Below are 19881 nucleotides of genomic sequence, written 5' to 3' on the forward strand. Positions count from 1 at the left end.
CTATGAAACCTTGAGCCGTTTCGAATTCTTAACAATTAGGTTAACCCACCTCATGATCGGATAAAGAACGATTTTGTCGTGACGCTTATCCCAATTGGCAACCCATTCATTGGAGTGGATTGTATCCGTGAAATCGTTTCGATCTGCTTCATCGAAAAAATCGCCAATCGCATCCAATGTTATTTTAATTTCTTGGGGTTTTATAGGAACGTAAGGGCCGTTGTTAGATTTTATAAATTTGATCACCTCATCCTTCCATGACTCCATGGAAATTTGACCATTTTCGTGAAGATCGTTCATGGAGAGATCAAATTTCCTATATTTCGGAAATTTTTTCGAGAAAAAATCTAAAAATATATCATAAATCTCATATTTATTTAGCAGTTTAATGAAATGTTCCGTTGAACAATTGTCGTTCAATGAAATGTTATTTCCATTATTTGTATTATCGAGATTAAACATATCGCATACCCTTCATTTTCAATTTGGAGAGGAACCTCTTTCCTTTCCGTATTTTCACAATGGAGGATTCTGGAATTCAATATTAGGACAGAGGTTGTCGGAAGAATTGTCCGGATCGCCTTTCCTGCGCCAGCTTCTGACCCTGATATCCCGATACAAAAAGGACCCTCCTGACTCAGGAGGGTCCAATGGTGGAATCTGAAAATCGGTTGAACCGGGCATCAATCAGCGATTACAGGCCTCTCTGACCTCAAGCAGCCGCCTTCCATTCGGGTACGATCACGCCGTTGCGGCAGATTTCCCGGAACTCTTCGATGCTTTTGATGCCGAGGCGCTTAGTAACCGGCTGACTTTCCCAATCAGAGCAAAATTCTTCTGGCGCCGAAATGTCGTTGACGCAGAGCACCCGAAACTCAGGGTCGAATTTTGAATCATCGTCATCAGCCATCTTGCGGATAAACATGTATCCAGCGATCAGACTTTTCAGATGATCCCGCTTCTTGCGGTTCCCTCGCATCATCTCCCGAATGTTATTCACCGTGTGTTCGCCGTACTGGTCGACGAGTTTGCCACGCATGGCAGTCGACTTATCGATGGTTAGGGAGGCCCAGATGTTGGTGACAGCGCTTGCCATTTCTCGGGCGGCAAGCGGGTCGAAGGAGCCATGGTTGTGGCGGATCAGCCGCATGACAACCCCAAACCCTTCGATCAACTCAAGGCCCTTGAATTTCAAAGAGGCAGACTTTCCCTCCCTATCTGAAACTCTGTACGAAATGGTATAATCCAAATTGGGAAAAATTCCGTCAGTAGTGTGATCAAGAACAATATCTTCCCCATTTCTGAACGCATTGATGGAATGGGCAACCTGTCCATTGGCGGTGATAATCATTATATAACTCCATATTTGCGGATAAGATGAATTTCTCGTTCCGTATTTTTGTTATGGAGGATTATCGAATTTGAATTTAGGACTGAGGTTCTCCGGAGATTTGTCCGGATTTACATCAAGAGCCTTTGATCAACACCACGGTGACGGATTTGAGATCCTTGCCGATAAAGGCCTCAACCTCTCGGCCTAGCTGTCGGGCATCCGCTACCTGCTCGACCTGATAGGCAGCAAAGGAACCGGTCTTGATGCCGGTGATCACCGACCTCAGGCTGGCAAGGTTGGTCGTCGGCTTCTGGAGGGTTTTCATCTCTGGGTTAGCCACTTCGATGGACGATCCTGCGTCTGGTCCTGATCCAGCACCAACAGGATGCCACGACGAATGATCTGGCTCAGATTGAGGTCCTGTCGTTCCCCATAGGATTCTGCCCGTTCCTTGAGTGGCAACGGTAGTCGACAAGCGACCAATGTGTTCTGGATTCGATTGGATTGATTATCGTTCATTGTTGAACTCCCTTAAAATAGATGTCTTATTTATAAGAAGTTATATCTGGATAATGATCAATAGGATCATTGCCTTCGGCAACTCGAGCTGCGCTCGAGAATCATTATATTGAATTTTACGGGGTCGATTTTGAACACAATACTCCTTCCGTTAGGAGCATCATGTTCAATCGATCTTACGGTAATCGACTTTCACACATTCCATAGGGGCAACCTCGGTTGAGGTAAGGGCGGTTGGCCTGTCTCCTTTTATGCCCCGCTACATTCCAGCGGGTCCATCAACGGCGCTATGGAACGACGACCCGTCGATGGTGGCAGATGCTTGTTCTCAGAGCTGCCATCGTGCTTCACGGGCATGACCCGATCCACTTTGGTTCCCAAGCAGCCACTGGCTACGAGGAAATTCCAACCGCCCTGACCCGGAGGATTGCTCGCCACGTCTCGTTTTCGCAGCAGAGGGACTGGTATCTGGTGTCCAACCTTGGCGTGAGCCTTCAGGGTATATGATATTTATACGCCGAAAACGGGACCACGCGGGTTTCGGTGAACATTTTTTCCGATCAAACAACTGATTATATTCGTTAAATTAGATAATCAGTTGCCCTAAGCCATTGATCGAGTGAGGTTATAAATTCACCCAGCGGCGTGTACGCTATTTAGTGGTTATATTACTGTAAAAACAGGATAATTCATAACCACTAGCAGGTACCCGATGGCACTGGGCAAACAGGCAAAAATTCTCAACCGCCAGCAGATCGACATGGTGGCAGGTTACATCCGTTCACGCCGGAACGGGCTTCGTAACCAGACCATATTCCTCCTGTCCGTCCGGGCAGGACTTCGGGCCAAGGAGATTGCCAGCCTCAAGTGGTCGATGGTCATGGGGGCAGACGGCGAGGTCGGGGATTTCATCCACCTCACCAACGAGGCATCCAAGGGGAACTCCGGTCGGATCATCCCGCTCAATCGGCAGTTGAGGGCCTCGCTGGTAGAACTGTTCGAACAGGACAACGACAACCCGAGGTTCTTCGAACCCGGCGACCATGTGATCCAGACCGAACGAGCCAAGGCCACATCGGCCCAAGCCATCGTAAACCTGTTCCAGCGTTGGTATCGTGACCTGGGGTTGATTGGTTGCTCATCCCATAGCGGACGGCGGACCTTCATCACCAATGCCGCCCGGAAGATTTCGACCGTGGGCGGGTCGCTTCGGGACGTTCAGCATCTGGCCGGGCATTCCTCGCTCCAAACGACCCAGCGGTACATCGAGGGTGACAGTGAGGCGAGGAAACGAGTGGTCGATCTGATCTAAACCGCCGTCCTTGGCGGGACGCACTTTGCCGAGCTATCCTTCCATCCACGCAGAGAAATGGAGTGGGGCATCATGCGAGATTTTTCATCGTCCAAACCACTATTCGGCGGATATGCCACGCTGTTTGGCCCTGTAGCTTCCGCAGTGGTGAATCGCTCCCTGCCCATGCGTTATCACTTCATCGATAACGATCATTTTTTGAGCCTTGTTCGGGAGAAGGTCCTCTGCCCGGAGGACATCAACGAGCACGTCGTTCGGGAGCTTCTATACAACTGCCATATGTCGGCGATCTTGGGGATGATCCGCAATGCCCGATGGATTGATGCTTGCTGGCGAGAATATGAAGCCCAAAACCTTCTGGCATGGGCCAACAATATGCGTGCGCTCATAGAGTCTGTGGCGGACTCGTATTTCGATACATTTCACCTTGCCTTCTCGATTGCGGAAAACAAGAGCAGCTTCCAGTCGGCACTGGGCGGATTCTCCGGCGACGGCCTTTACAGCGTCGAGGCGTTTGAGGAGAAAATCATCCATTTCTTTCAAGGACGGAAGCTAACGAAGGCAGAAAGAGCCACGCTTCCCGCGGCACATGAGGCAAAGCCGACATGGCAATATGTAAAGACCCTCGAAGCATCCGACCTCGCAGGACTCTATGCCTTGTACTCGAGGTTAAGCGAGATTTCTCACCCATCGTCCCATTCGCTAAACCCCCTTTACCGGGAGGATGATGAAGGGGGGTGGATGATCGTTGAAGATCAAGATCTCAACATTATTCAAAACCTCGTGGCGGGAAGCAATCACATTTTCGGAAGGCTTCTCGCTTACGCCTTCATTCCAAACTTCTACCTGTTGCGGGTATTGGCGAAGTTTAAGATTTTTCCGCTTCATCCCGAACTGAAGAAATTTGATTTTTCCCCATACCCAAAGTGGCAGGAACTCAAGGATTTGATTGATCGCTAGAACGGTAAATCGGCCACGCTGGCGATTGGAATATCGGCAGGCTTCGCCTTCGTGATCTGGGCCGCCAGCGAAGTGGTGACAGTCTGACCGTAGTGCTTTTCCAGCATTTCAACCGAGGTTCCCATTTGCCGTGCGAGCAGGAATGGGCTGGTTTCCTCCGAAAGCCGCTTCGTGGCGTACAGGTGGCGCAGGGAATAGACGGTCCTATTGGCCCCCTCTTTCTCCCTTGGAACCTTGGCGAATTTGAGCAGGGACTCGAAGGAGTGCTTGTAGGAGCCAATGGCCGAACCATCCGGGTGACAGAAAATCAGGTCCTCCCGGCTAGGCGTCGGAATCTCCGTGGCATCGGGGTCGTCCTGCTCCTGCTTTTCCTTGAGTTCCTTACAACGCAGCTTGTGGAGCAGCTTGATGCTGACCTCGCTGCCCGGTTGGAACACGAATTCCCTTCCCCCGGTTTTGCCCCGCACTCGACCGGCGTAATATTCTCCGTCCTTGTCCTTTACGGTCCAAACGTCACCCCAGCGCAGGTTCCGTAGTTCGCCCACCCGAAGCCCGGTGTAGGCCAACACGATGAAGGCGTGACCGGCGAAGTAGCGATCCCGCCATGTCGCCAGATGCTTCCCTTCCGCCACCCACTCCTTGAGTTTGGTTTGGATCGTCTTCCACTCGGCAGGGGTGAAGGTCGGACGACGCTCACTCTTTGCCTTGGGTGGATTGGTATCGGGCATCTTTGAAATATAGCCCTTGGTCAGGGCATATTTGAACACCGGCATCAGGCAGGTTCGCTCCCGCCGCAGGGTATCGTTGGAGGGCTGCTTCCTGTTGAAGTTGGTTTTCCGCCATGCCCAGAAGTCGGTGAACTCAGATTCGCCTATGGCGCTGATCCGGTGGCTGCCGAAAAACTTGAGGGCGTAGGTCTCCACCCGGTCGATGGTCGAATTCCACGACCCGCCTCGATGGGTTCCCATCGTAGAGAGGTGCTTCTTCCATTCCTCAAAGACCTGTTTGAAGGTCTTGGACTGGACAGACCCGCCCGACTTCACGTGGAGGTATAGATCTTCATACAGGTCGAGGGCGAACCGCTCGGCTTCCCGAAGGTTGTCGGTCTTGGTGGTGACGATCTTATAGCCGTTTGCGTTCGGGACCCGAATGCGAGCCTGCCACTTGGGATTCTTCAACCCCTCACGCTTGTAGAGGATGATCCTGCCATCCCCACGAACGTCGTGACGTTCTTCGTTTAGCTCTACCGAGTGTCCCATCCTGCCTCCCGATCCACCTTCCCTAGATATATCAGTGGGGTGGGTCTGGAAACGCCGTTTTTGTAAAGGTTTGTATATCCCCATTTGGGGTGTTTCGGGGTCGATCCGCCCCAAAGCCATTTTCCCAAGTTATTGTTTTTATTAGGGAGAAAATGGCGCACCCGACAGGATTCGAACCTGTGGCCTTTGCCTTCGGAGGGCAACGCTCTATCCAGCTGAGCTACGGGTGCCTGGGCCGACCCGGCACCTAGCAGCGCGTTTGCGCGCTTGCCAGCGATTTTGTGCAGGCGGGAACAACGGCCAAGCGGGCTTAGCAATTTGGTAGCGCTGCTGGGCCTAATGCGGATGCATGCACGCAACGCCTTCCCCTTTGAGCGATTCGCCAGCGGCCCCGCCGGCAAAGGCCGGACGCGCCGAGTTCGGCCATGCATCGGGCAATGCGATGTCGATGAAGTGGTCTGCGCTGCACGACGCGGCGGCGGTGGTCTGCACGCTTGCCGGATTGCAGCCCGAAATCCGCAAGCCCGAAGTGCGCAATTTCCCGGCGATCATGCGCGATACCGGCGGCTGGCGCTGCGAGCTGGCGAAGCAGGGCGTCGACGATCTGGCCGCGTTCATGGAGCCGGGGCTCGCCGCGCTGCTGGCGGTCTCGGCACGGGGACAGTCACCGGCACCGGCGGCGGGAGCGCTGTGGCAGGAGTTTCTCGTTGCGCGCGCGGGATTGATCGCGCTGATCCCCCCGCTGGGGATCAAACGCAGGTCCTAACCTTGACCGCCCCAGCTTGCGCAATGGGGATCGAGACCGACCAACTGGCGGCGTAGCGAAGCGCGAGCCAGCCGTTCGACTTCGGCCTTGCGTCGTGCAGCTGCTAGCGGGATCGTTGGCGCGGGGCGGAGGATTTCGGCATCATAGCCATCGGCAACGATCACCCCGCAGGCGTGGGGCAGAAAATCCTCGGTATCGAGCACGGCGCGATCGAGATGCGGGGCGAGACCCCAGTAGAAACGATCGCAATGATCGAGATAGTCCGTCCACTTGCCATCGCCGAGCAGATCGGCGCGGGCAACCTTGATCTCGACGATTACCACCTGTCCCTTGGCATCGATGCCCATGAGATCGGCGCGGCGGCCGGAGCGCAGCGGCATCTCCGGCAGGCACCAGATATCGTTGCGCGCGAACAGGCGGCAGATCCCGCGCGCGACGGCGCGGGATTCCCGTTCGACAACATCGAGGCTGACAGCTGATTCGATCATGCCGCCAGCCTAAGAACAAATGCCGAACAGGTAAAGTCTTACCAGAGGCCCAGCGTCTGGACGAAGAGCCAGACGCCGGTGGCGACGAGCAGGGCTGCTGCGATCATGCGGACGACGTCCAGGGGTACGCGCTTGATCAGTTCGTTGCCGAAGATCACCGCGGGCACGTTGGCGATCATCATGCCAAGCGTGGTCCCGGCGGTAACAGCGATGGCATCGTTGAAGCGCGCTCCGAGCGCAATCGTGGCGATCTGGGTCTTGTCGCCCATCTCGACGAGGAAGAAGGCGACCAGCGTGGTGAGGAAAGCGCCATAGCGCGAGGGCCTGGGCGCTTCGTCCTCGTCCATCTTGTCGGGCACCAAGGTCCACAGGCCCATGGCGACGAAACCGATGGCGACGGCGAAGCGGAACCACTGGCCATCGAGGTAGGCGGCAGCGGTCGCGCCGAGCAAGGCCGCGAGGAAGTGGTTGGCAAGCGTGGCGGCAAGGATGCCGAGCACGATCGGCACCGGGCGCTTGAACCGGGTGGCGAGGATGATGGCCAGCAATTGCGTCTTGTCGCCGATTTCGGCGAGGGCGACGATTGCGGTGGAGGTGGTGAGAGCTTCGAGCATAAGCAATTCCGAGGCCGGGCGGAGCGATCAGGCCAACGACAGCGTGCCCCTCCGCCCGGCCCGGACGATGGGTTCGCTGTCATTGGTCTCGCCCGGTGGACCAGAGCCTTCTGACTCGTAGGTCCTGCCGCCTGCGCCATGGCCTCTCGACCAAGCATGTTGACGCTGAGGGCCGCTCAAAAGAAGCGGTGGCTACTCCCCAAGTGACGTGGGGGCGCGTTAGCGGCCTATGGCGCAGCGCGCAAGGGCGGGCTAAGGGCCTGCGCGTACGCCACCCGACCACGGGCGCGACGGAGACGCCAAGTGAAGAAGACTCCCACGGCGCTGGGTGTGGCGCTGCTGTGCTGCACGACGGCAGCGCGGGCCGCCGATGAAGCACCGGGGCCGTTCACCATCGCCGCCAGTGCACGGCTGCGGGTTGAATCGATCGACGGGCAGTTCCGGCCGGCACCTGCTCCTGCAACCGACACGATGGTATCGCTGCGGACGGAAGTGGCGGCGAGCTACGACACGGGACCGGTGCGGTTCAATGCCGAGATGTGGGACGCGCGGGCCTGGGGACAGGATGCGCGCTCTTCGGCCAATAGCGGCGAGGTCAACGCGCTGGAACTGGTGCAGGCCAACGTCGCGGTGAGGCTCGGCAGCAAGAGCGCGCTGACGCTCGGGCGATACACACTCGATCTCGGCAACCGGCGCATGGTGGCGCGGCAGCGGTTCCGCAATACGACCAATGCCTTCACCGGTGCGCATCTTGCGCTTGGCAGCAGCAAGGGGCGCAGGCTCGACGTCCTGTTCGCCCTGCCCCACCAGCGCCTGCCCGATGACGTGGAAGGCATTCGCGAGGATCGCGTGAAGTGGGATCGCGAGAGCTTCGACGTCGTGTTCTTTGGCGCGCATGGCACGCTGCCGCAAGTGCTTGGGGGAACGCTTCAGCCCTATGCTTTCGGCCTGATCGAGCGCGATGGCGCCAAGCTGGCGACGGCGAACCGGCGGATCGGGACGGTGGGTGCGCGGCATTTCGTTCAGGCAAAAGCTGGCGGCTGGGACCACGACATTGAAGCCGCCATGCAGTTCGGCAAGGCGCGGCGGACGGCGGGGGCGGCGGACCGGACCGACCTCGATGTCTTCGCGTGGTTCGTTCATGCCGATGCGGGCTACACCTTTGCTGGGGGATGGAAGCCGCGCTTGGTGGCGATGTTCGATGCGGCGAGCGGGGACAAGGGAAGCTCACGCAAGTTCACCCGGTTCGACACGCTCTATTCGGCGCGACGCTTCGAGTTCGGGCCGAACGGGCTCTATGGTCCCTTCCGGCGGAGCAACATCGTCTCGCCATCGCTGCGGTTGGAAGTGACGCCGTCAAAGCGGACCGACGCTTTCGTGGCTTGGCGCAGTGCCTGGGCGGAGAGCCGGCGCGACCAGTTTGCGGCAACGGGCGTACGCGATGCGAGTGGCGCTTCGGGCAGTCTGGCCGGGCACCAGATCGAAGGGCGCGTGCGGCACTGGATCGTGCCGGGAATTTTGCAGATCGATGGTGGGGCGGCGGTGCTGTTCAAGCGCGGGCTTCTGCGTGATGCGCCGAATGCTCCGGCGACTGGCAACACGACTTACGGCTACATCGATCTTACGCTGACGCTCTGACGCTCGGCAAGGTTGCGCAGGATTGCGTGCTTCTGCGCAGGCGATGCGGTGAACCATGCGGTGATTTCAGCTAGCGTGCGGTGGCAGCCGCGGCACTGCGTGGTGACCGGTTCGATCTTGCAGACGCCGGTGCAGGGACTTGGCGGATCGCTTTCGTTCATCTGGCGGACTTCTCCGCCGAGAGCCGGGTCATCAGCAGGGCGGCGCGCTTGGCCTGGGTCCAGATGCTGGGCACATCGACCGTCTCGCCGGGCGCATGGTCACCGGTCGAGTGCGGGCCGAGGCCGACGAGCCCGTCGACGTATGCAGCAACGAAGCTGATGTCGCCCGCGCCGCGCTTCATCGGATCGAGCGGCAGCATTTCGGGAAGGCCAAGCGTGGCGTTGACCGTGTTCAGCTTGGCGAGCAACGCCTTGTTGCCTTCGGTCGGGGCCATGGGCGGGTAGCCTTCACTGAACTCGATCCTGGCGGAGGTGACGCCCGGATAGCTGCGTGCGACGATCCATTCCATCTTGCGCATCGCGGCGGCGTTCTGTTCGGGGCTGAGCGTGCGCAGATCGCCGCGCGCGACGACCTTGCCCGCGATGATGTTGGTCTTGCCCTGGGCCGAGACGTGGGCGTTGTCTTCCGCCACGTCGGCTTCGGCACCGCCCGCGATCAGGCCGACGTTGAGGGTGAGATAGGGCTCGGGCAGTTCCTCGCGGAAGGCATTGATAATCTTGGCGGCGGCGTAGATCGCGCCGTCGCCCGCGTTTGCGCCCCAGACGCCGCTGGAGTGGCCGGACTTTGCCTCGACGGTCAACGACCAGCTTTGCGAGGAGCGGCGTGCGATGGAGCCCATGTCGCGCCCGTTCTCGCGGCTGAGGCCTTCGAAATCGAGCGCGACATCAGCGGCTTTGGCCGCTGCCACGAGATCGGCGCGGGCAACATCGGTGGGGGAGCCGGCCTCTTCCTCGTCGCCGGTCAGGAAGACTTCGATGTTGGCGCCCTTGAGCGTGCCAGCGGCCTGCATCGCTCGGACGGCGGCGACGATTACCGCGATGCCGCCCTTGTCATCGCCGACGCCGGGGCCGGTCGCCTTGTCGCCATTGAGAACGTAGCGCTGGAATGGGGAATCGGGTTCGAACACAGTATCGAGGTGGCCGATCAGCAGGAGCTTCCTGGCACCTTTGCGGCCCTTGTGGGTAAGCACGAGGTGCCCGGCCCGCCCGGTCTGCTCCATCGGTATCCAGCGCGAAGTGAAGCCAAGCGCAGTGAATTCGGGCACGACGATATCGCGCACTTTGCGCACGCCTTCGAGATTGCGGCTGCCCGAGTTCTGGTTGACCATGGTTTCGAGCAACCCCAGCGTGCGCGCCTGTTCGGCATCGACCGTGGCGATCATCTTGGCGTCGCTGCCTGATGGCGCGGCGTGGGCCGTGCTGCACAGCATGGCCAGACCAGTGGCAAACCCGAAGAACACACGCATGACCCGCTCCTTTGGCGGGCACGTTGGCGACCTCGTGCGGACCATGCAACCGCCTTTTGCCCGAATTTCCTTGCCTTATCGGGAACTCGTCCCTATGTGCACCGCAGCAAGACCGGCGGCGGGCAATCCGCTGCAATCCGGGTGCTGGCGTGAGATTTCGCTGTGCAAGCAGAAATCCGCCCCGGACGAACGGTCTCTGCCCCGCCCGCTTCCCCTTTCACGCATGGGTCGCACGATCGACCCCGCTCGTGCCTTTTCGGCATGAGCGCACAAGCGAACTCCCTTTGCGCGTCGGCTTTTCGCCGATGCGCTGACGAAAGCATATTCATGTCCTTTTTTGCTGAACTCGGCCTTGCCGAACCCATTCTCCGCGCCCTCGAAACCAAGGGCTACAACGATCCGACGCCGATCCAGCGTCAGGCGATCCCTGCGCTGCTGCAGGGCCGCGACCTGCTCGGCATAGCCCAGACCGGCACCGGCAAGACCGCGGCCTTCGCGCTGCCTTCGCTGCACCGCCTTGCCGCCAACCCGATCGAGCGCAAGCCGGCCTCGTGCCGCATGCTGATCCTTTCGCCGACCCGCGAACTGGCCGCGCAGATTGCCGACAACATAGAGGGCTATGCCCGCAACCTGCGCATTTCGGTGGCTTGCGTGTTCGGTGGCGTGCCCATTGGCAAGCAGGCGCGCCGCCTCGTGCCGGGCATCGACATTCTCGTGGCAACGCCGGGCCGCCTGCTTGACCTGATCGACCAGCGCGCACTGACGCTCGGCCGTACCGAGATCTTCGTGCTCGACGAAGCCGACCAGATGATGGATCTCGGCTTCATCCACGCCCTGAAGCGCGTGGCGAACCTCCTGCCCAAGACGCGCCAGAGCCTGTTCTTCTCGGCGACGATGCCCAAGGCGATCGAGGATCTGGGCAAGCAGTTCATCGTCAACCCGGTGCGCGTCGAAGTCGCCCCGAACTCGACCACGGCCGAGCGCGTCGAACAGTACGTGACTTTCGTCAACCAGGCCGAGAAACAGGCGCTGCTCACCTTGCGCATCCGCAACCTCCTGGCGACCAAGGAACTGGACCTCGCGCTGGTGTTCACCCGCACCAAGCACGGCGCCGACCGGGTTGTGCGCCATCTGTCATCCGCCGGGATCGACGCCCGCGCCATCCACGGCAACAAGAGCCAGGCGCAGCGCACCGCCGCGCTGGAAGCGTTCCGTCAGGGTTCGTGCCCGGTGCTCGTCGCCACCGACATCGCTGCACGCGGCATCGACGTTTCGGGGGTGAGCCACGTGTTCAACTTCGAACTGCCCAACGTGCCCGAACAGTACGTCCACCGCATCGGCCGCACCGCGCGCGCCGGGGCTGACGGCATCGCGATGAGCTTCTGCGCGCCGGACGAAAAGCCTTACCTTAAGGACATCGAGAAGCTGACGCGGCTGAAGATCGACACCATGGCTCTGCCTGAGAACTTCATGGCCGAAGCCGCCAAGCTCCCTGCCCCGAGCCGCAAGCCGGAAGAGCAGGAACGCGATGCCCGCCACGATGCCCGCGCCCAGCGTGGCAACGGTGGCCGTGGCGGAAGCGGCCAGCCAAGGGGTGACCAGAAGCGCGGCAACCAGAACTTCGGTGGCAAGGCGCAGGGCCGCGACGGTCGTCCGCGCGATACCTCGCCCCGCCAGGAACGCCGTGATGGCGCGCAGGGCGATCGTGGTCCCGTGCGCAATCCGGTGCTTGAGGCAACCCTCAACGGTGGCGAGCGCGATCCGAACCAGCCGCGCAACTTCCGCCCGCGCGGCGCTCCGGGCGTCGGCGCACACCGCAACAAGGTTCGCCGCGCCAGCTGAGTTGGTTGGCGCCGACAAAGAAAAGGCCCGCTTCCTTGCCGGAAGCGGGCCTTTTGTGTTTCAGCCGTATCGCAGGATCAGGCGAGTGCGGCCTTGAGGTCGTCAACCAGATCGGTGCGCTCCCACGGGAAGAAGTCGCCCTCTGCCTTGCGGCCGAAGTGACCGTAGGCGGCGGTCGGCTGGTAGATCGGCTTGTTGAGGCCGAGATGCGTGCGGATCGCGCGCGGGGTCAGGCCACCGAGCTTCGCGATGCCGAGGATCGCCTGTTCGATCTTGTCGTCGCCGACGGTCCCGGTGTCATGGGTGTCGACATAGAGCGACAGCGGCTTGGAAACGCCGATGGCATAAGCGATCTGGATGGTGCAGCGCGTGGCGAGGCCTGCTGCGACCACGTTCTTGGCAAGGTAGCGGGTGATATAGGCTGCCGAGCGGTCAACCTTCGTCGGGTCCTTGCCCGAGAACGCGCCGCCGCCGTGCGGGGATGCGCCGCCGTAAGTGTCGACGATGATCTTGCGGCCGGTCAGGCCGGCGTCGCCATCAGGGCCGCCGATTTCGAAGCTGCCAGTCGGGTTGATGAAGTATTCGGTCTCGCGCAGCAGGACCGGGGGGATCACGTCGGCGATCACGCCCTTCACATAGGCTTCGAGTTCAGCCTGCTTGGCCGGATCGTTCTCGTCGTAACCGGCCTTGTGCTGGGTCGAAACGACGATGGCGGTGGCGGCGACGGGGAGCGAGCCTTCGTAGCGCAGGGTCACCTGGCTCTTGGCATCGGGCTCGAGGAAGGGCGCCGCACCAGAGTGGCGGTCGGCGGCCATGCGCTCGAGGATCTTGTGGCTGTAGTAGAGCGTCGCGGGCATGAGGCCCGGCGTCTCGTCGGTGGCATAACCGAACATGATGCCCTGGTCGCCCGCGCCTTCGTCCTTGTTCTCGCCAGCGTCAACGCCCTGCGCGATGTGGGCAGACTGGCCGTGCAGGCGGTTGATGAATTCGAACTTTTCCCAGTGGAAGCCGTCCTGCGCATAGCCGATGCGCTTGACCGTCTCGCGCACGGTCTTCTCGATCTCTTCCTGCGCGCCGGGGGCCCATTCGCCGTTCTCGTACACGCCCTTGCAGCGGATTTCACCGGCGAGCACGACGAGCTGCGTTGTGGTCAGCGTTTCACAGGCGATGCGCGCTTCGGGGTCCTTCGACAGGAACAGGTCGACGATGGCGTCGCTGATCTGGTCGGAAACCTTGTCCGGGTGGCCTTCGGAAACAGATTCGGAAGTGAACAGATAGTCGGTGCGCATTGGAAATCCTATGCCAAGTGGGCCTATGCCAGGAAGCCAGCGATATAAAGAAACCTTTATGTCCCGTCCCGCTTAGCGTTTCCGCGTAGCTCTTGCAACCAGTGCAACAAAAAGAAGCGCTACTGCCCATGCAAGCGCGAGCATGTTGCCGGTACGCGCGAACAGGGTCGGCGCATGGGCGGGCGGCACCTTGCCGTCGAGCCGACCCGCGCGCTGTTGTGGGATGAACTGGCGCACGACGCCGTCGGCATCGACCACCGCGCTGATCCCGGTGGTCGTGGCGCGCAGGACCGGAAGGCCTTCCTCGATCGCACGCATCCTGGCCTGGGCAAGGTGCTGCGGCGGGCCCCAGGCACCGAACCAGCCGTCGTTGGATGGGTTGAACAGGTAGTCGGGGCGATGGGCGCGATCGACGACCTGGCCTGAGAAGATGATCTCGTAACAGATCTGGAAGCCCGCCTTGCCCCAGCCGCCTTGCGCGACGGGGCCGAAGTCCACCGTGCGCGGGCCCGGCCCCGAGAAGAAATCGAGGCTACCGGCGACCAGCCGCGACAGGCCGAGCGGTTCGAGGATGTCGCGCATTGGCAGGTATTCGCCATAGGGCACGAGATGGGCCTTGGCGTAGGAGCCGCGGATCATGCCGGACGAATCGAGCGCGGTGACCACGTTCCACGCGCCGATGACCTTGCGGCCCTTCATCGCAAGGTCCGTCGTGCCGGTCAGCAGCAGTCCACCGCTGCCTGCAACGCGGCCAAGGCGTTCGCGAGCGAGAGCGGGGTCGGAGGCGTAAGTCGTCTCGTCGTACCAGAACTGGGCGTAGCCGGGGCGCAGGAAATCGGGGACGCCGCTTTCGGGCCAGAGCACCAGCCGCTTCTCGCCGGGCTTGCGGGCGAGCGAGAGCACGGCGGTCTGGCGGAACTGGTTCTCGAAGTTGGCAGGATCGGCGAGCAGTTCCTGGCGCACGTCAGGCTGGACCAGGGTGAAGGGCAAGGTGCCCTCGCGCCTCTCGCCATGGAGGGGCAGGACCATCAGTAGCGCGGGGCCGAGCGCGTAGGCGCCTGCGGCCCACTTCGTCCCCTGCCGCCATGCCCTGAGCGCGAAAAGCCACCAGCCTGCGAGCAGCACGACGAGCCCGGAGAGCGCATAAGTCCCGGTCCATTGCGCCGCGAGTGCGAGGCCGGGGCGTTCGAATTCGCCGAGCGTGACCATCGCCAGCGGATTCCACGCAAAGCCGGTGAAGACCCATGAACGCAGCCATTCGGAGACGATCCAGCTTGCGGCAAAGGCGGGCAGCAGCATGGCGCGGCGGGTATTCGCCAGCCACCAGCCGGCCCATGTGGCGAGCGCCGGATAGACCGCGAGATAGAGCGCCAGCAGGAACACTGCGATCCAGCCGAGCCACGCGGGCATTTCAGCCTGATAGGTGAAAGCGGTGGCGATCCAGCCGTTGCCGACGGTGAAATGCCCGACCCCGAACAACCATCCGGCGAGCAATGCCTGCCGCCAGGTCTTCACCACGTGCAGGCGGTGGATCAGGAAGGCGAAAGCCGCCAACGTGAGGGGCCACAGGCCCAGTGGCTGGAACCCGCAGGCGGCCAGACCTCCGGCGGCGATGGTGAGCAGGGAATCGCGGGGGATCGGGCCCGAGACAGAACGGAGGGGGAAGCTGAAGCGGCTCATGCCCCTCTGCTATGGGGTGCGCCGGGAGAGACCGCAAGCAGCCTGCCCCCGGCGTCAGATTTCAGCCTTCAGCCGGTTCGCTTGCCTCGGGCAGCGGCGTCTTGCGCGGGCGACCGCGCTTCTTGGGCGCAGGTGCCGGTGCGTCCTCAGCGGCTGCAGGTGCCGTTTCCGGCTCGGGCTCGCTGCGAGCGCTGATCGATGGCGGCAGGAACGAGGCGTCGAGCGTGGCCGGTGCCTCGTCTTCGGCTGCGCGACGGGGGCGACGCTCGGTGCGCGGACGCAGGCCACGGCCGGCGCGGCTTTCGCGGACGAACGGGTTGTCGGCGACTTCGGCAATCGGCTCGCCCTCGATGGCGGGGACGCCTTCGCCGGGGAGACGTTCTTCCGTGGCGACTTCGGCCTCGGCATCGCGGCTGCGGTTACGGTCGAAGCGGCGGGGCTCGCGACGGCCTTCGTTACGGTCTTCGCGCGGCCTGTCTTCGCGCGGCCTGTCTTCACGGGGGCGATCATCGCGCTGGCGGGGTTCGCCGCGATCTTCGCGCTGCCGGTCCTCGCGGGGACGATCATCGCGCTGCCCGTCTTCACGCGGCCGATCGTCGCGCTGGCGAGGTTCGCCGCGATCTTCGCGATCGTGGCGGGTCGAGCTCGGGCGGTCGAAGGCGGGGAAATCGCCTTCGACGCTGAAGTCGTCGCCGTTGTCGTCGGTTTCCTGCTCCTGCCAGCGTTCGCCATTGGGGCGGGCGCGCTGCTCTTCCTGGCGGACGCGGGTGTCGGCGATCACGCGGAAGTAGTGGTCGGCGAACTGCAGGTAGTATTCCGCCTGCACGCGATCACCATTGAGGTGCGCGTCCTGCGCAAGCTTGCGATACTTCTCCAGCATCTGCGGGGCATTGCCCCTTGCGCGGCTGTCGATCCGGTTCAGCTGCTGACCACCGTTCTGCGGGCGATTGTTGTTGCCCCGGCCGCGACGGCGGTTGTTACCACGATTGTTATTCAACTCAGGCACTTCCTTAAATGGGGCGGCCTCTCGTAAAGCTTGAGCAACCCGTATGCCGCGCAACCCTCCGCCACCGGTCCGCATCATGCGAATCGGGGTTCCCAGCATCTGCGCTCGTCCCGACCCCGTTGGCCGATATTCCCTGCAAATGGTGGAGCTGGCCGGGACGGGAAGCCTTCGTCCGTCCCCTGCCTGAAAACACAATTAGTGGGCCGCAGGTCCCTTGCCAAGAGGAATATTGGCAATTCGCGCCATTTCGACCGCCCTTTTTCGTCCCGCCAGATCGCAATGGACCCGCGTGCTCATGCCTGAGGCCTGCCCCAGAGCAGATACGGCATCGGCCTGGGTCCAGCCGATCTCGACAATCGCGATGCCGTCTGCTGCCAGCAGGCCTGGCAGTTGCGGGATCAGCACGCGGTAGTCGTCGAGCCCTTCCGGCCCGGAGAACAGCGCCGATGCGGGTTCGTGCACGCGGACCGAAGGGTCCAGTTCAGCGGCGTCCTCGACGTAGGGTGGATTGGAAAGGACCAGGTCGAACTGCCCAAGATCGTCTGCCCAGCCGGGCTGTGTCCAGTCGCCTGCGAGGAACCGGGCAGTGGTTGCGTGTCGGGCACCATTGGCCTGCGCCACGGCCAGCGCGCCGGGAGAGCGTTCCAGCGCCACGCCTTCCGCTTGCGGCCAAAGCGACAGCGCCGCCAGCAGTAGCGCGCCCGAACCGGTGCCTAGGTCGAGGATGCGTCGGGGCGGTGCGCGATTGGCAAAGGCCTCGCGCGCGGCCTCGACGAGGGTTTCGGTATCGCCGCGCGGGATCAGCACGTCGGGCGTGACGATAAGGTCGAGCCCGTAGAACTCGGCGCTGCCGGTGATGTAGGCGACGGGTTCGTGGGTCAGGCGGCGTTCCACGAGCGGGGCGAAGCTGGCCGGGGCCTCCGCCTGCATATGCCGGAGCAGCAGATCGGTGCGCAAGCAGCCGAGCGCGTGGGCCATCAGCAGTTCGGCATCGAGGCGCGCGGTGTCGCTGGTGGAAGACAGGCGCTCGGTGGCGGCGCGAAGGGCGGCGGCTACCGTCACGCCTGCTGCCCCGCGCAGGCGGGGGCCTCGGGGTTGTTACGGAACGTCACCGCGAACCGCCTGAGGTCCCCGCCTGCGCGGGGACGCAGGGAGATCAGATCAGGCATCCATCGCCGCAAGCCGCTTGGCCTGGTCCTCGGCAATCAGCGCATCGATCAGCTCGGCGAGGCCGGGGCCTTCGAGGATTTCCGGCAGGCGGTGGAGTGTCAGGTTGATGCGGTGGTCAGTCACGCGGCCTTGCGGGAAGTTGTAGGTGCGGATGCGTTCGGAGCGGTCGCCAGAGCCGACCATGGCCTTGCGCGCCTCGGCCTCCTCGCCTTGCGCGGCATCGCGCTGGGCTTCGAACAGGCGGGCGCGCAGGACCTGCATCGCCTTGTCCTTGTTCTTGTGCTGGCTGCGTCCGTCCTGACAGGTGACGACGGTGCCAGTCGGCAGGTGGGTGATGCGCACGGCCGAATCGGTGGTGTTGACGTGCTGCCCGCCCGCGCCGCTGGCGCGGTAGACGTCGATCTTGAGGTCCTTGTCCTCGATCCGCACGTCGACCTCGTCCGGTTCGGGCAGGACGGCTACGGTGGCGGCAGAGGTGTGGATGCGCCCGCCCGATTCGGTCACGGGCACACGCTGCACGCGGTGGACTCCGCTCTCGAACTTGAGCTTGGCGAAGACGCCGTTGCCCGCGACGTTGGCGACGACTTCCTTGTAGCCGCCGATGTCGTTGGCGTTGACCGAGACGACCTCGACCCGCCAGCCCTGCTCTGCGGCGTAACGTTCGTACATGCGGAACAGGTCGGCGGCGAAGAGCGCGGCCTCATCGCCGCCAGTGCCTGCGCGGATTTCGAGCATGGCGGGGCGGCTGTCGGCTGCATCGCGCGGCAGCATCGCGATGGCGAGGCGGTGTTCGGCGTCAGGCAGTTCGGCGTTGATGCGCCGCAGCTCCTCGTCGGCCAGTTCGCGCATGTCGGGATCGTCTATCGCGGCGAGGCTGACCAGCTCGGCGCGCATGTCCGCGATCTCGCGCGCGACGCGGGCGACGGGTTCTAGTTCGGCATAGTCCCGGCTGGCGGCGATGAAATCCGCGCCTTCGAGTGTGCCCGAGGCGAGCCGCGCTTCGAGTTCGGCGAAACGGTTGGCGATCTGCGCGAGGCGGGCTTCGCTTACCGACATCAGGCCGCTCCCCGTTCCACCGCAACGCCACAAACTCCGTCGCCCCGGCGCAGGCCGGGGCCCATTACGGGGCAGTCGCGCATTGCCTGAAGGTCATGGGCCCCGGCCTGCGCCGGGGTGACGGAAAGGGGATGGCTCACGCGAAATCCGAGGCCATTGCGTCCAGAAGCTGACGCAGAGCAGCAGGCGCGCTGTCCTCGGCCTTGACGCGGGCTGCAGGCTGGCCGTCGCGCATGGCGAGGGCGAGGATGGCGTTCGCACCCATCTTGACCGCCTTGTCGAACCGCTTGCGCGCCGAACCGGACGCGACGAGTTCCGCCGAAACGCCTTCGCGACGCAGGTGCGAGACTTGCGCGATGCCGCGATTGAGCAGCGCATCGTCTTCTACGACAACGATAACGTCGGCCTTGGCCTCGCCCTTCTCCCCCACCAGCATCGCCAGCCGCTCGATCCCCGCAGCCCAGCCGACGGCAGGGGTGGCCGCGCCGCCGAGGGCTTCCATCAGGCCGTCGTAGCGGCCGCCACCCAGCACGGTGCCCTGGGCACCGAGGCGGTCGGTGACGAATTCGAAGGCGGTGTGGCGGTAGTAGTCGAGGCCGCGCACCAAGGCCGGGGCGCGGGTCCATGCAACGCCTGCGGCGTCCAGACCGCCAGTGACCTTGGCGAAGAAGTCCTGTGCTTCGGCGCTGAGGAAATCGTCGATCTTCGGGGCATCGGCGGTGAACGGCTTGTCGCGCGGGTCCTTGCTGTCAAGGATGCGCAAGGGGTTGCGTTCGAGGCGGTCCTGCGAGTCCTCGGACAGATCGCCCTTCACCGCACGGAAGTATTCGATCAGCGCGGTGCGCCATGCCTCGCGGCTGGCTCCATCGCCCAGCGTGTTGAGCTGGAGCGTCACGCCATCGGCGATACCCAGTTCCTTGAGCAACTGGTCGGCCATGACGAGGAGTTCGACGTCGGCTTGCGGTTCGGCCGCGCCGATCACTTCGGCGTCGATCTGGTGGAACTGGCGGTAGCGACCTTTTTGCGGGCGTTCGTAGCGGAACAGCGGGCCGTGGGTCGCGACCTTGAGCGGGGCATACTGCTGCCAGCCGTCGGTGAGGTAGGCGCGCGCGATGCCGGCGGTGAATTCGGGGCGCAGGGTGAGCGATTCCCCGCCGCGATCCTCGAAGCTGTACATTTCCTTGGAGACGACATCGGTCGTCTCGCCCAGCGAGCGGCTGAACACGGCGGTCTTTTCGAACACCGGCATTTCCACGCGGCGGAAGCGGTAGAGCTTGCGGACGCGCTCGAAGGTCTCGACGACGAAGGCAAACGCCTCGGCATCGGGGCCGAAGATGTCCTGGGTGCCGCGGATGGCCTGAGGGGTCTGGATGCTTGGTGTCTGTGTGCTCATGGAGCGCGCGATTAGCCCGAAAGCGCGAAAACGGAAAGCGGTCAGAAAAAGGTGTGCGCGGATGGTTGCGGATGCGACTTCTTCGCGC

General features: G+C 62.2%; 20 protein-coding genes, 1 tRNA gene and 1 riboswitch. Of the genes, 5 read left to right on the top strand and 16 right to left on the bottom strand.

Translation table 11 applies throughout. From position 1 onward, the window contains the following. The 4 genes from ACZ1JW_RS05475 to ACZ1JW_RS05490 form a co-directional block, all read right to left on the bottom strand. On the bottom strand, positions 1-300 hold the full coding sequence (locus ACZ1JW_RS05475) for a hypothetical protein (RefSeq protein WP_465142260.1): 300 nt from the start codon (positions 298-300) through the stop codon (positions 1-3). A 412-nt stretch (positions 301-712) separates the two neighbouring features. Continuing rightward, positions 713-1351, bottom strand: coding sequence for a hypothetical protein (locus ACZ1JW_RS05480; RefSeq protein WP_465142261.1), 639 nt, complete (start codon positions 1349-1351; stop codon positions 713-715). Positions 1352-1466: 115 nt separating this feature from the next. Then, the gene (locus ACZ1JW_RS05485; protein WP_465142262.1) at positions 1467-1658 is read right to left on the bottom strand and encodes a hypothetical protein; all 192 of its coding nucleotides are present in this window, start codon (positions 1656-1658) and stop codon (positions 1467-1469) included. Then, positions 1655-1852, bottom strand: a complete 198-nt coding sequence (locus ACZ1JW_RS05490) for a hypothetical protein (protein ID WP_465142263.1) — start codon at positions 1850-1852, stop codon at positions 1655-1657. Before ACZ1JW_RS05490 ends, ACZ1JW_RS05485 begins: the two co-directional genes overlap by 4 nt. Positions 1853-2564: 712 nt before the next feature. On the opposite strand from ACZ1JW_RS05490, the gene ACZ1JW_RS05495 reads away from it, so the two are divergent. Then, positions 2565-3164: a tyrosine-type recombinase/integrase gene (locus tag ACZ1JW_RS05495; protein ID WP_465142264.1), complete on the top strand. Its 600-nt coding sequence runs from the start codon at positions 2565-2567 to the stop codon at positions 3162-3164. Between the two features lie 57 nt (positions 3165-3221). After that, positions 3222-4124 carry a hypothetical protein gene (locus ACZ1JW_RS05500; protein WP_465142265.1) on the top strand — a complete coding sequence of 301 codons (903 nt, stop codon included), beginning with the start codon at positions 3222-3224 and terminating at the stop codon, positions 4122-4124. On the opposite strand, the gene ACZ1JW_RS05505 is transcribed toward ACZ1JW_RS05500, so the two are convergent. After that, positions 4121-5383, bottom strand: a complete 1263-nt coding sequence (locus tag ACZ1JW_RS05505; protein ID WP_465142266.1) for a tyrosine-type recombinase/integrase — start codon at positions 5381-5383, stop codon at positions 4121-4123. The two genes, ACZ1JW_RS05500 and ACZ1JW_RS05505, sit on opposite strands and share 4 nt — an antisense overlap. Before the next feature lie 153 nt (positions 5384-5536). After that, positions 5537-5613, bottom strand: a tRNA-Arg gene (locus ACZ1JW_RS05510). A 140-nt stretch (positions 5614-5753) separates the two neighbouring features. Here ACZ1JW_RS05510 and ACZ1JW_RS05515 point away from each other — a divergent pair. Then, complete coding sequence (locus ACZ1JW_RS05515) at positions 5754-6149, top strand: hypothetical protein (RefSeq protein WP_465142267.1); 396 nt, start codon at positions 5754-5756, stop codon at positions 6147-6149. Here the strand turns inward: ACZ1JW_RS05515 and ACZ1JW_RS05520 are convergent. Together ACZ1JW_RS05520 and ACZ1JW_RS05525 are read right to left on the bottom strand one after the other, a co-directional pair. Beyond that, positions 6146-6637: an MmcB family DNA repair protein gene (locus ACZ1JW_RS05520; protein WP_465124501.1), complete on the bottom strand. Its 492-nt coding sequence runs from the start codon at positions 6635-6637 to the stop codon at positions 6146-6148. The genes ACZ1JW_RS05515 and ACZ1JW_RS05520 overlap by 4 nt on opposite strands. Before the next feature lie 38 nt (positions 6638-6675). Further along, the gene (locus ACZ1JW_RS05525; RefSeq protein WP_465142268.1) at positions 6676-7251 is read right to left on the bottom strand and encodes a TMEM165/GDT1 family protein; all 576 of its coding nucleotides are present in this window, start codon (positions 7249-7251) and stop codon (positions 6676-6678) included. Between the two features lie 11 nt (positions 7252-7262). Then, positions 7263-7465, bottom strand: a riboswitch (yybP-ykoY riboswitch). An 89-nt stretch (positions 7466-7554) separates the two neighbouring features. On the opposite strand from ACZ1JW_RS05525, the gene ACZ1JW_RS05530 reads away from it, so the two are divergent. Further along, complete coding sequence (locus ACZ1JW_RS05530; RefSeq protein WP_465142269.1) at positions 7555-8889, top strand: alginate export family protein; 1335 nt, start codon at positions 7555-7557, stop codon at positions 8887-8889. Here ACZ1JW_RS05530 and ACZ1JW_RS05535 read toward each other — a convergent pair. Together ACZ1JW_RS05535 and ACZ1JW_RS05540 are read right to left on the bottom strand one after the other, a co-directional pair. Continuing rightward, on the bottom strand, positions 8862-9050 hold the full coding sequence (locus ACZ1JW_RS05535) for a DUF1289 domain-containing protein (protein WP_465124498.1): 189 nt from the start codon (positions 9048-9050) through the stop codon (positions 8862-8864). The genes ACZ1JW_RS05530 and ACZ1JW_RS05535 overlap by 28 nt on opposite strands. Next, complete coding sequence (locus ACZ1JW_RS05540; protein WP_465142270.1) at positions 9047-10357, bottom strand: M20/M25/M40 family metallo-hydrolase; 1311 nt, start codon at positions 10355-10357, stop codon at positions 9047-9049. The genes ACZ1JW_RS05535 and ACZ1JW_RS05540 overlap by 4 nt, the downstream gene beginning before the upstream one ends. 327 nt (positions 10358-10684) lie before the next feature. Between ACZ1JW_RS05540 and ACZ1JW_RS05545 the strand changes: the two genes are divergently transcribed. Continuing rightward, positions 10685-12199, top strand: coding sequence for a DEAD/DEAH box helicase (locus ACZ1JW_RS05545; RefSeq protein WP_465142271.1), 1515 nt, complete (start codon positions 10685-10687; stop codon positions 12197-12199). Between the two features lie 77 nt (positions 12200-12276). Here ACZ1JW_RS05545 and metK read toward each other — a convergent pair whose 3' ends face one another. The 6 genes from metK to hisS all read right to left on the bottom strand — a co-directional run bounded on the left by metK (position 12277) and on the right by hisS (position 19793). Next, on the bottom strand, positions 12277-13488 hold the full coding sequence (gene metK / locus ACZ1JW_RS05550) for a methionine adenosyltransferase (RefSeq protein ID WP_465142272.1): 1212 nt from the start codon (positions 13486-13488) through the stop codon (positions 12277-12279). 72 nt (positions 13489-13560) lie between these two features. Then, positions 13561-15168: an apolipoprotein N-acyltransferase gene (gene lnt, locus ACZ1JW_RS05555; protein WP_465142273.1), complete on the bottom strand. Its 1608-nt coding sequence runs from the start codon at positions 15166-15168 to the stop codon at positions 13561-13563. 61 nt (positions 15169-15229) lie between these two features. Continuing rightward, positions 15230-16174 (bottom strand): DUF4167 domain-containing protein, encoded by a 945-nt coding sequence (locus ACZ1JW_RS05560; protein WP_465142274.1) that lies wholly within the window; start codon positions 16172-16174, stop codon positions 15230-15232. 195 nt (positions 16175-16369) lie between these two features. Continuing rightward, the gene (prmC, locus tag ACZ1JW_RS05565) at positions 16370-17236 is read right to left on the bottom strand and encodes a peptide chain release factor N(5)-glutamine methyltransferase (RefSeq protein ID WP_465142275.1); all 867 of its coding nucleotides are present in this window, start codon (positions 17234-17236) and stop codon (positions 16370-16372) included. 99 nt (positions 17237-17335) lie between these two features. Next, the gene (prfA, locus tag ACZ1JW_RS05570; RefSeq protein WP_465142276.1) at positions 17336-18400 is read right to left on the bottom strand and encodes a peptide chain release factor 1; all 1065 of its coding nucleotides are present in this window, start codon (positions 18398-18400) and stop codon (positions 17336-17338) included. A 136-nt stretch (positions 18401-18536) separates the two neighbouring features. After that, complete coding sequence (hisS, locus tag ACZ1JW_RS05575; protein ID WP_465142277.1) at positions 18537-19793, bottom strand: histidine--tRNA ligase; 1257 nt, start codon at positions 19791-19793, stop codon at positions 18537-18539. Between the last annotated feature and the right edge of the window lie 88 nt (positions 19794-19881).

Source organism: Novosphingobium sp. BL-A-28-Hi1-0D (genome assembly GCF_055521755.1).

What these genes read in the sequence shown, in the direction of transcription:
- ACZ1JW_RS05540 (WP_465142270.1), bottom strand. Translation starts at nt 10,357, where the DNA reads ATGCGTGTGTTCTTCGGGTTTGCCACTGGTCTGGCCATGCTGTGCAGC.
- lnt (WP_465142273.1), bottom strand. Translation starts at nt 15,168, where the DNA reads ATGAGCCGCTTCAGCTTCCCCCTCCGTTCTGTCTCGGGCCCGATCCCC.
- ACZ1JW_RS05475 (WP_465142260.1), bottom strand. Translation starts at nt 300, where the DNA reads ATGAACGATCTTCACGAAAATGGTCAAATTTCCATGGAGTCATGGAAG.
- metK (WP_465142272.1), bottom strand. Translation starts at nt 13,488, where the DNA reads ATGCGCACCGACTATCTGTTCACTTCCGAATCTGTTTCCGAAGGCCAC.
- ACZ1JW_RS05505 (WP_465142266.1), bottom strand. Translation starts at nt 5,383, where the DNA reads ATGGGACACTCGGTAGAGCTAAACGAAGAACGTCACGACGTTCGTGGG.
- ACZ1JW_RS05480 (WP_465142261.1), bottom strand. Translation starts at nt 1,351, where the DNA reads ATGATTATCACCGCCAATGGACAGGTTGCCCATTCCATCAATGCGTTC.
- ACZ1JW_RS05545 (WP_465142271.1), top strand. Translation starts at nt 10,685, where the DNA reads ATGTCCTTTTTTGCTGAACTCGGCCTTGCCGAACCCATTCTCCGCGCC.
- ACZ1JW_RS05495 (WP_465142264.1), top strand. Translation starts at nt 2,565, where the DNA reads ATGGCACTGGGCAAACAGGCAAAAATTCTCAACCGCCAGCAGATCGAC.
- ACZ1JW_RS05485 (WP_465142262.1), bottom strand. Translation starts at nt 1,658, where the DNA reads ATGAAAACCCTCCAGAAGCCGACGACCAACCTTGCCAGCCTGAGGTCG.
- ACZ1JW_RS05520 (WP_465124501.1), bottom strand. Translation starts at nt 6,637, where the DNA reads ATGATCGAATCAGCTGTCAGCCTCGATGTTGTCGAACGGGAATCCCGC.
- ACZ1JW_RS05535 (WP_465124498.1), bottom strand. Translation starts at nt 9,050, where the DNA reads ATGAACGAAAGCGATCCGCCAAGTCCCTGCACCGGCGTCTGCAAGATC.
- prfA (WP_465142276.1), bottom strand. Translation starts at nt 18,400, where the DNA reads ATGTCGGTAAGCGAAGCCCGCCTCGCGCAGATCGCCAACCGTTTCGCC.
- ACZ1JW_RS05525 (WP_465142268.1), bottom strand. Translation starts at nt 7,251, where the DNA reads ATGCTCGAAGCTCTCACCACCTCCACCGCAATCGTCGCCCTCGCCGAA.
- hisS (WP_465142277.1), bottom strand. Translation starts at nt 19,793, where the DNA reads ATGAGCACACAGACACCAAGCATCCAGACCCCTCAGGCCATCCGCGGC.
- ACZ1JW_RS05490 (WP_465142263.1), bottom strand. Translation starts at nt 1,852, where the DNA reads ATGAACGATAATCAATCCAATCGAATCCAGAACACATTGGTCGCTTGT.
- ACZ1JW_RS05500 (WP_465142265.1), top strand. Translation starts at nt 3,222, where the DNA reads ATGGAGTGGGGCATCATGCGAGATTTTTCATCGTCCAAACCACTATTC.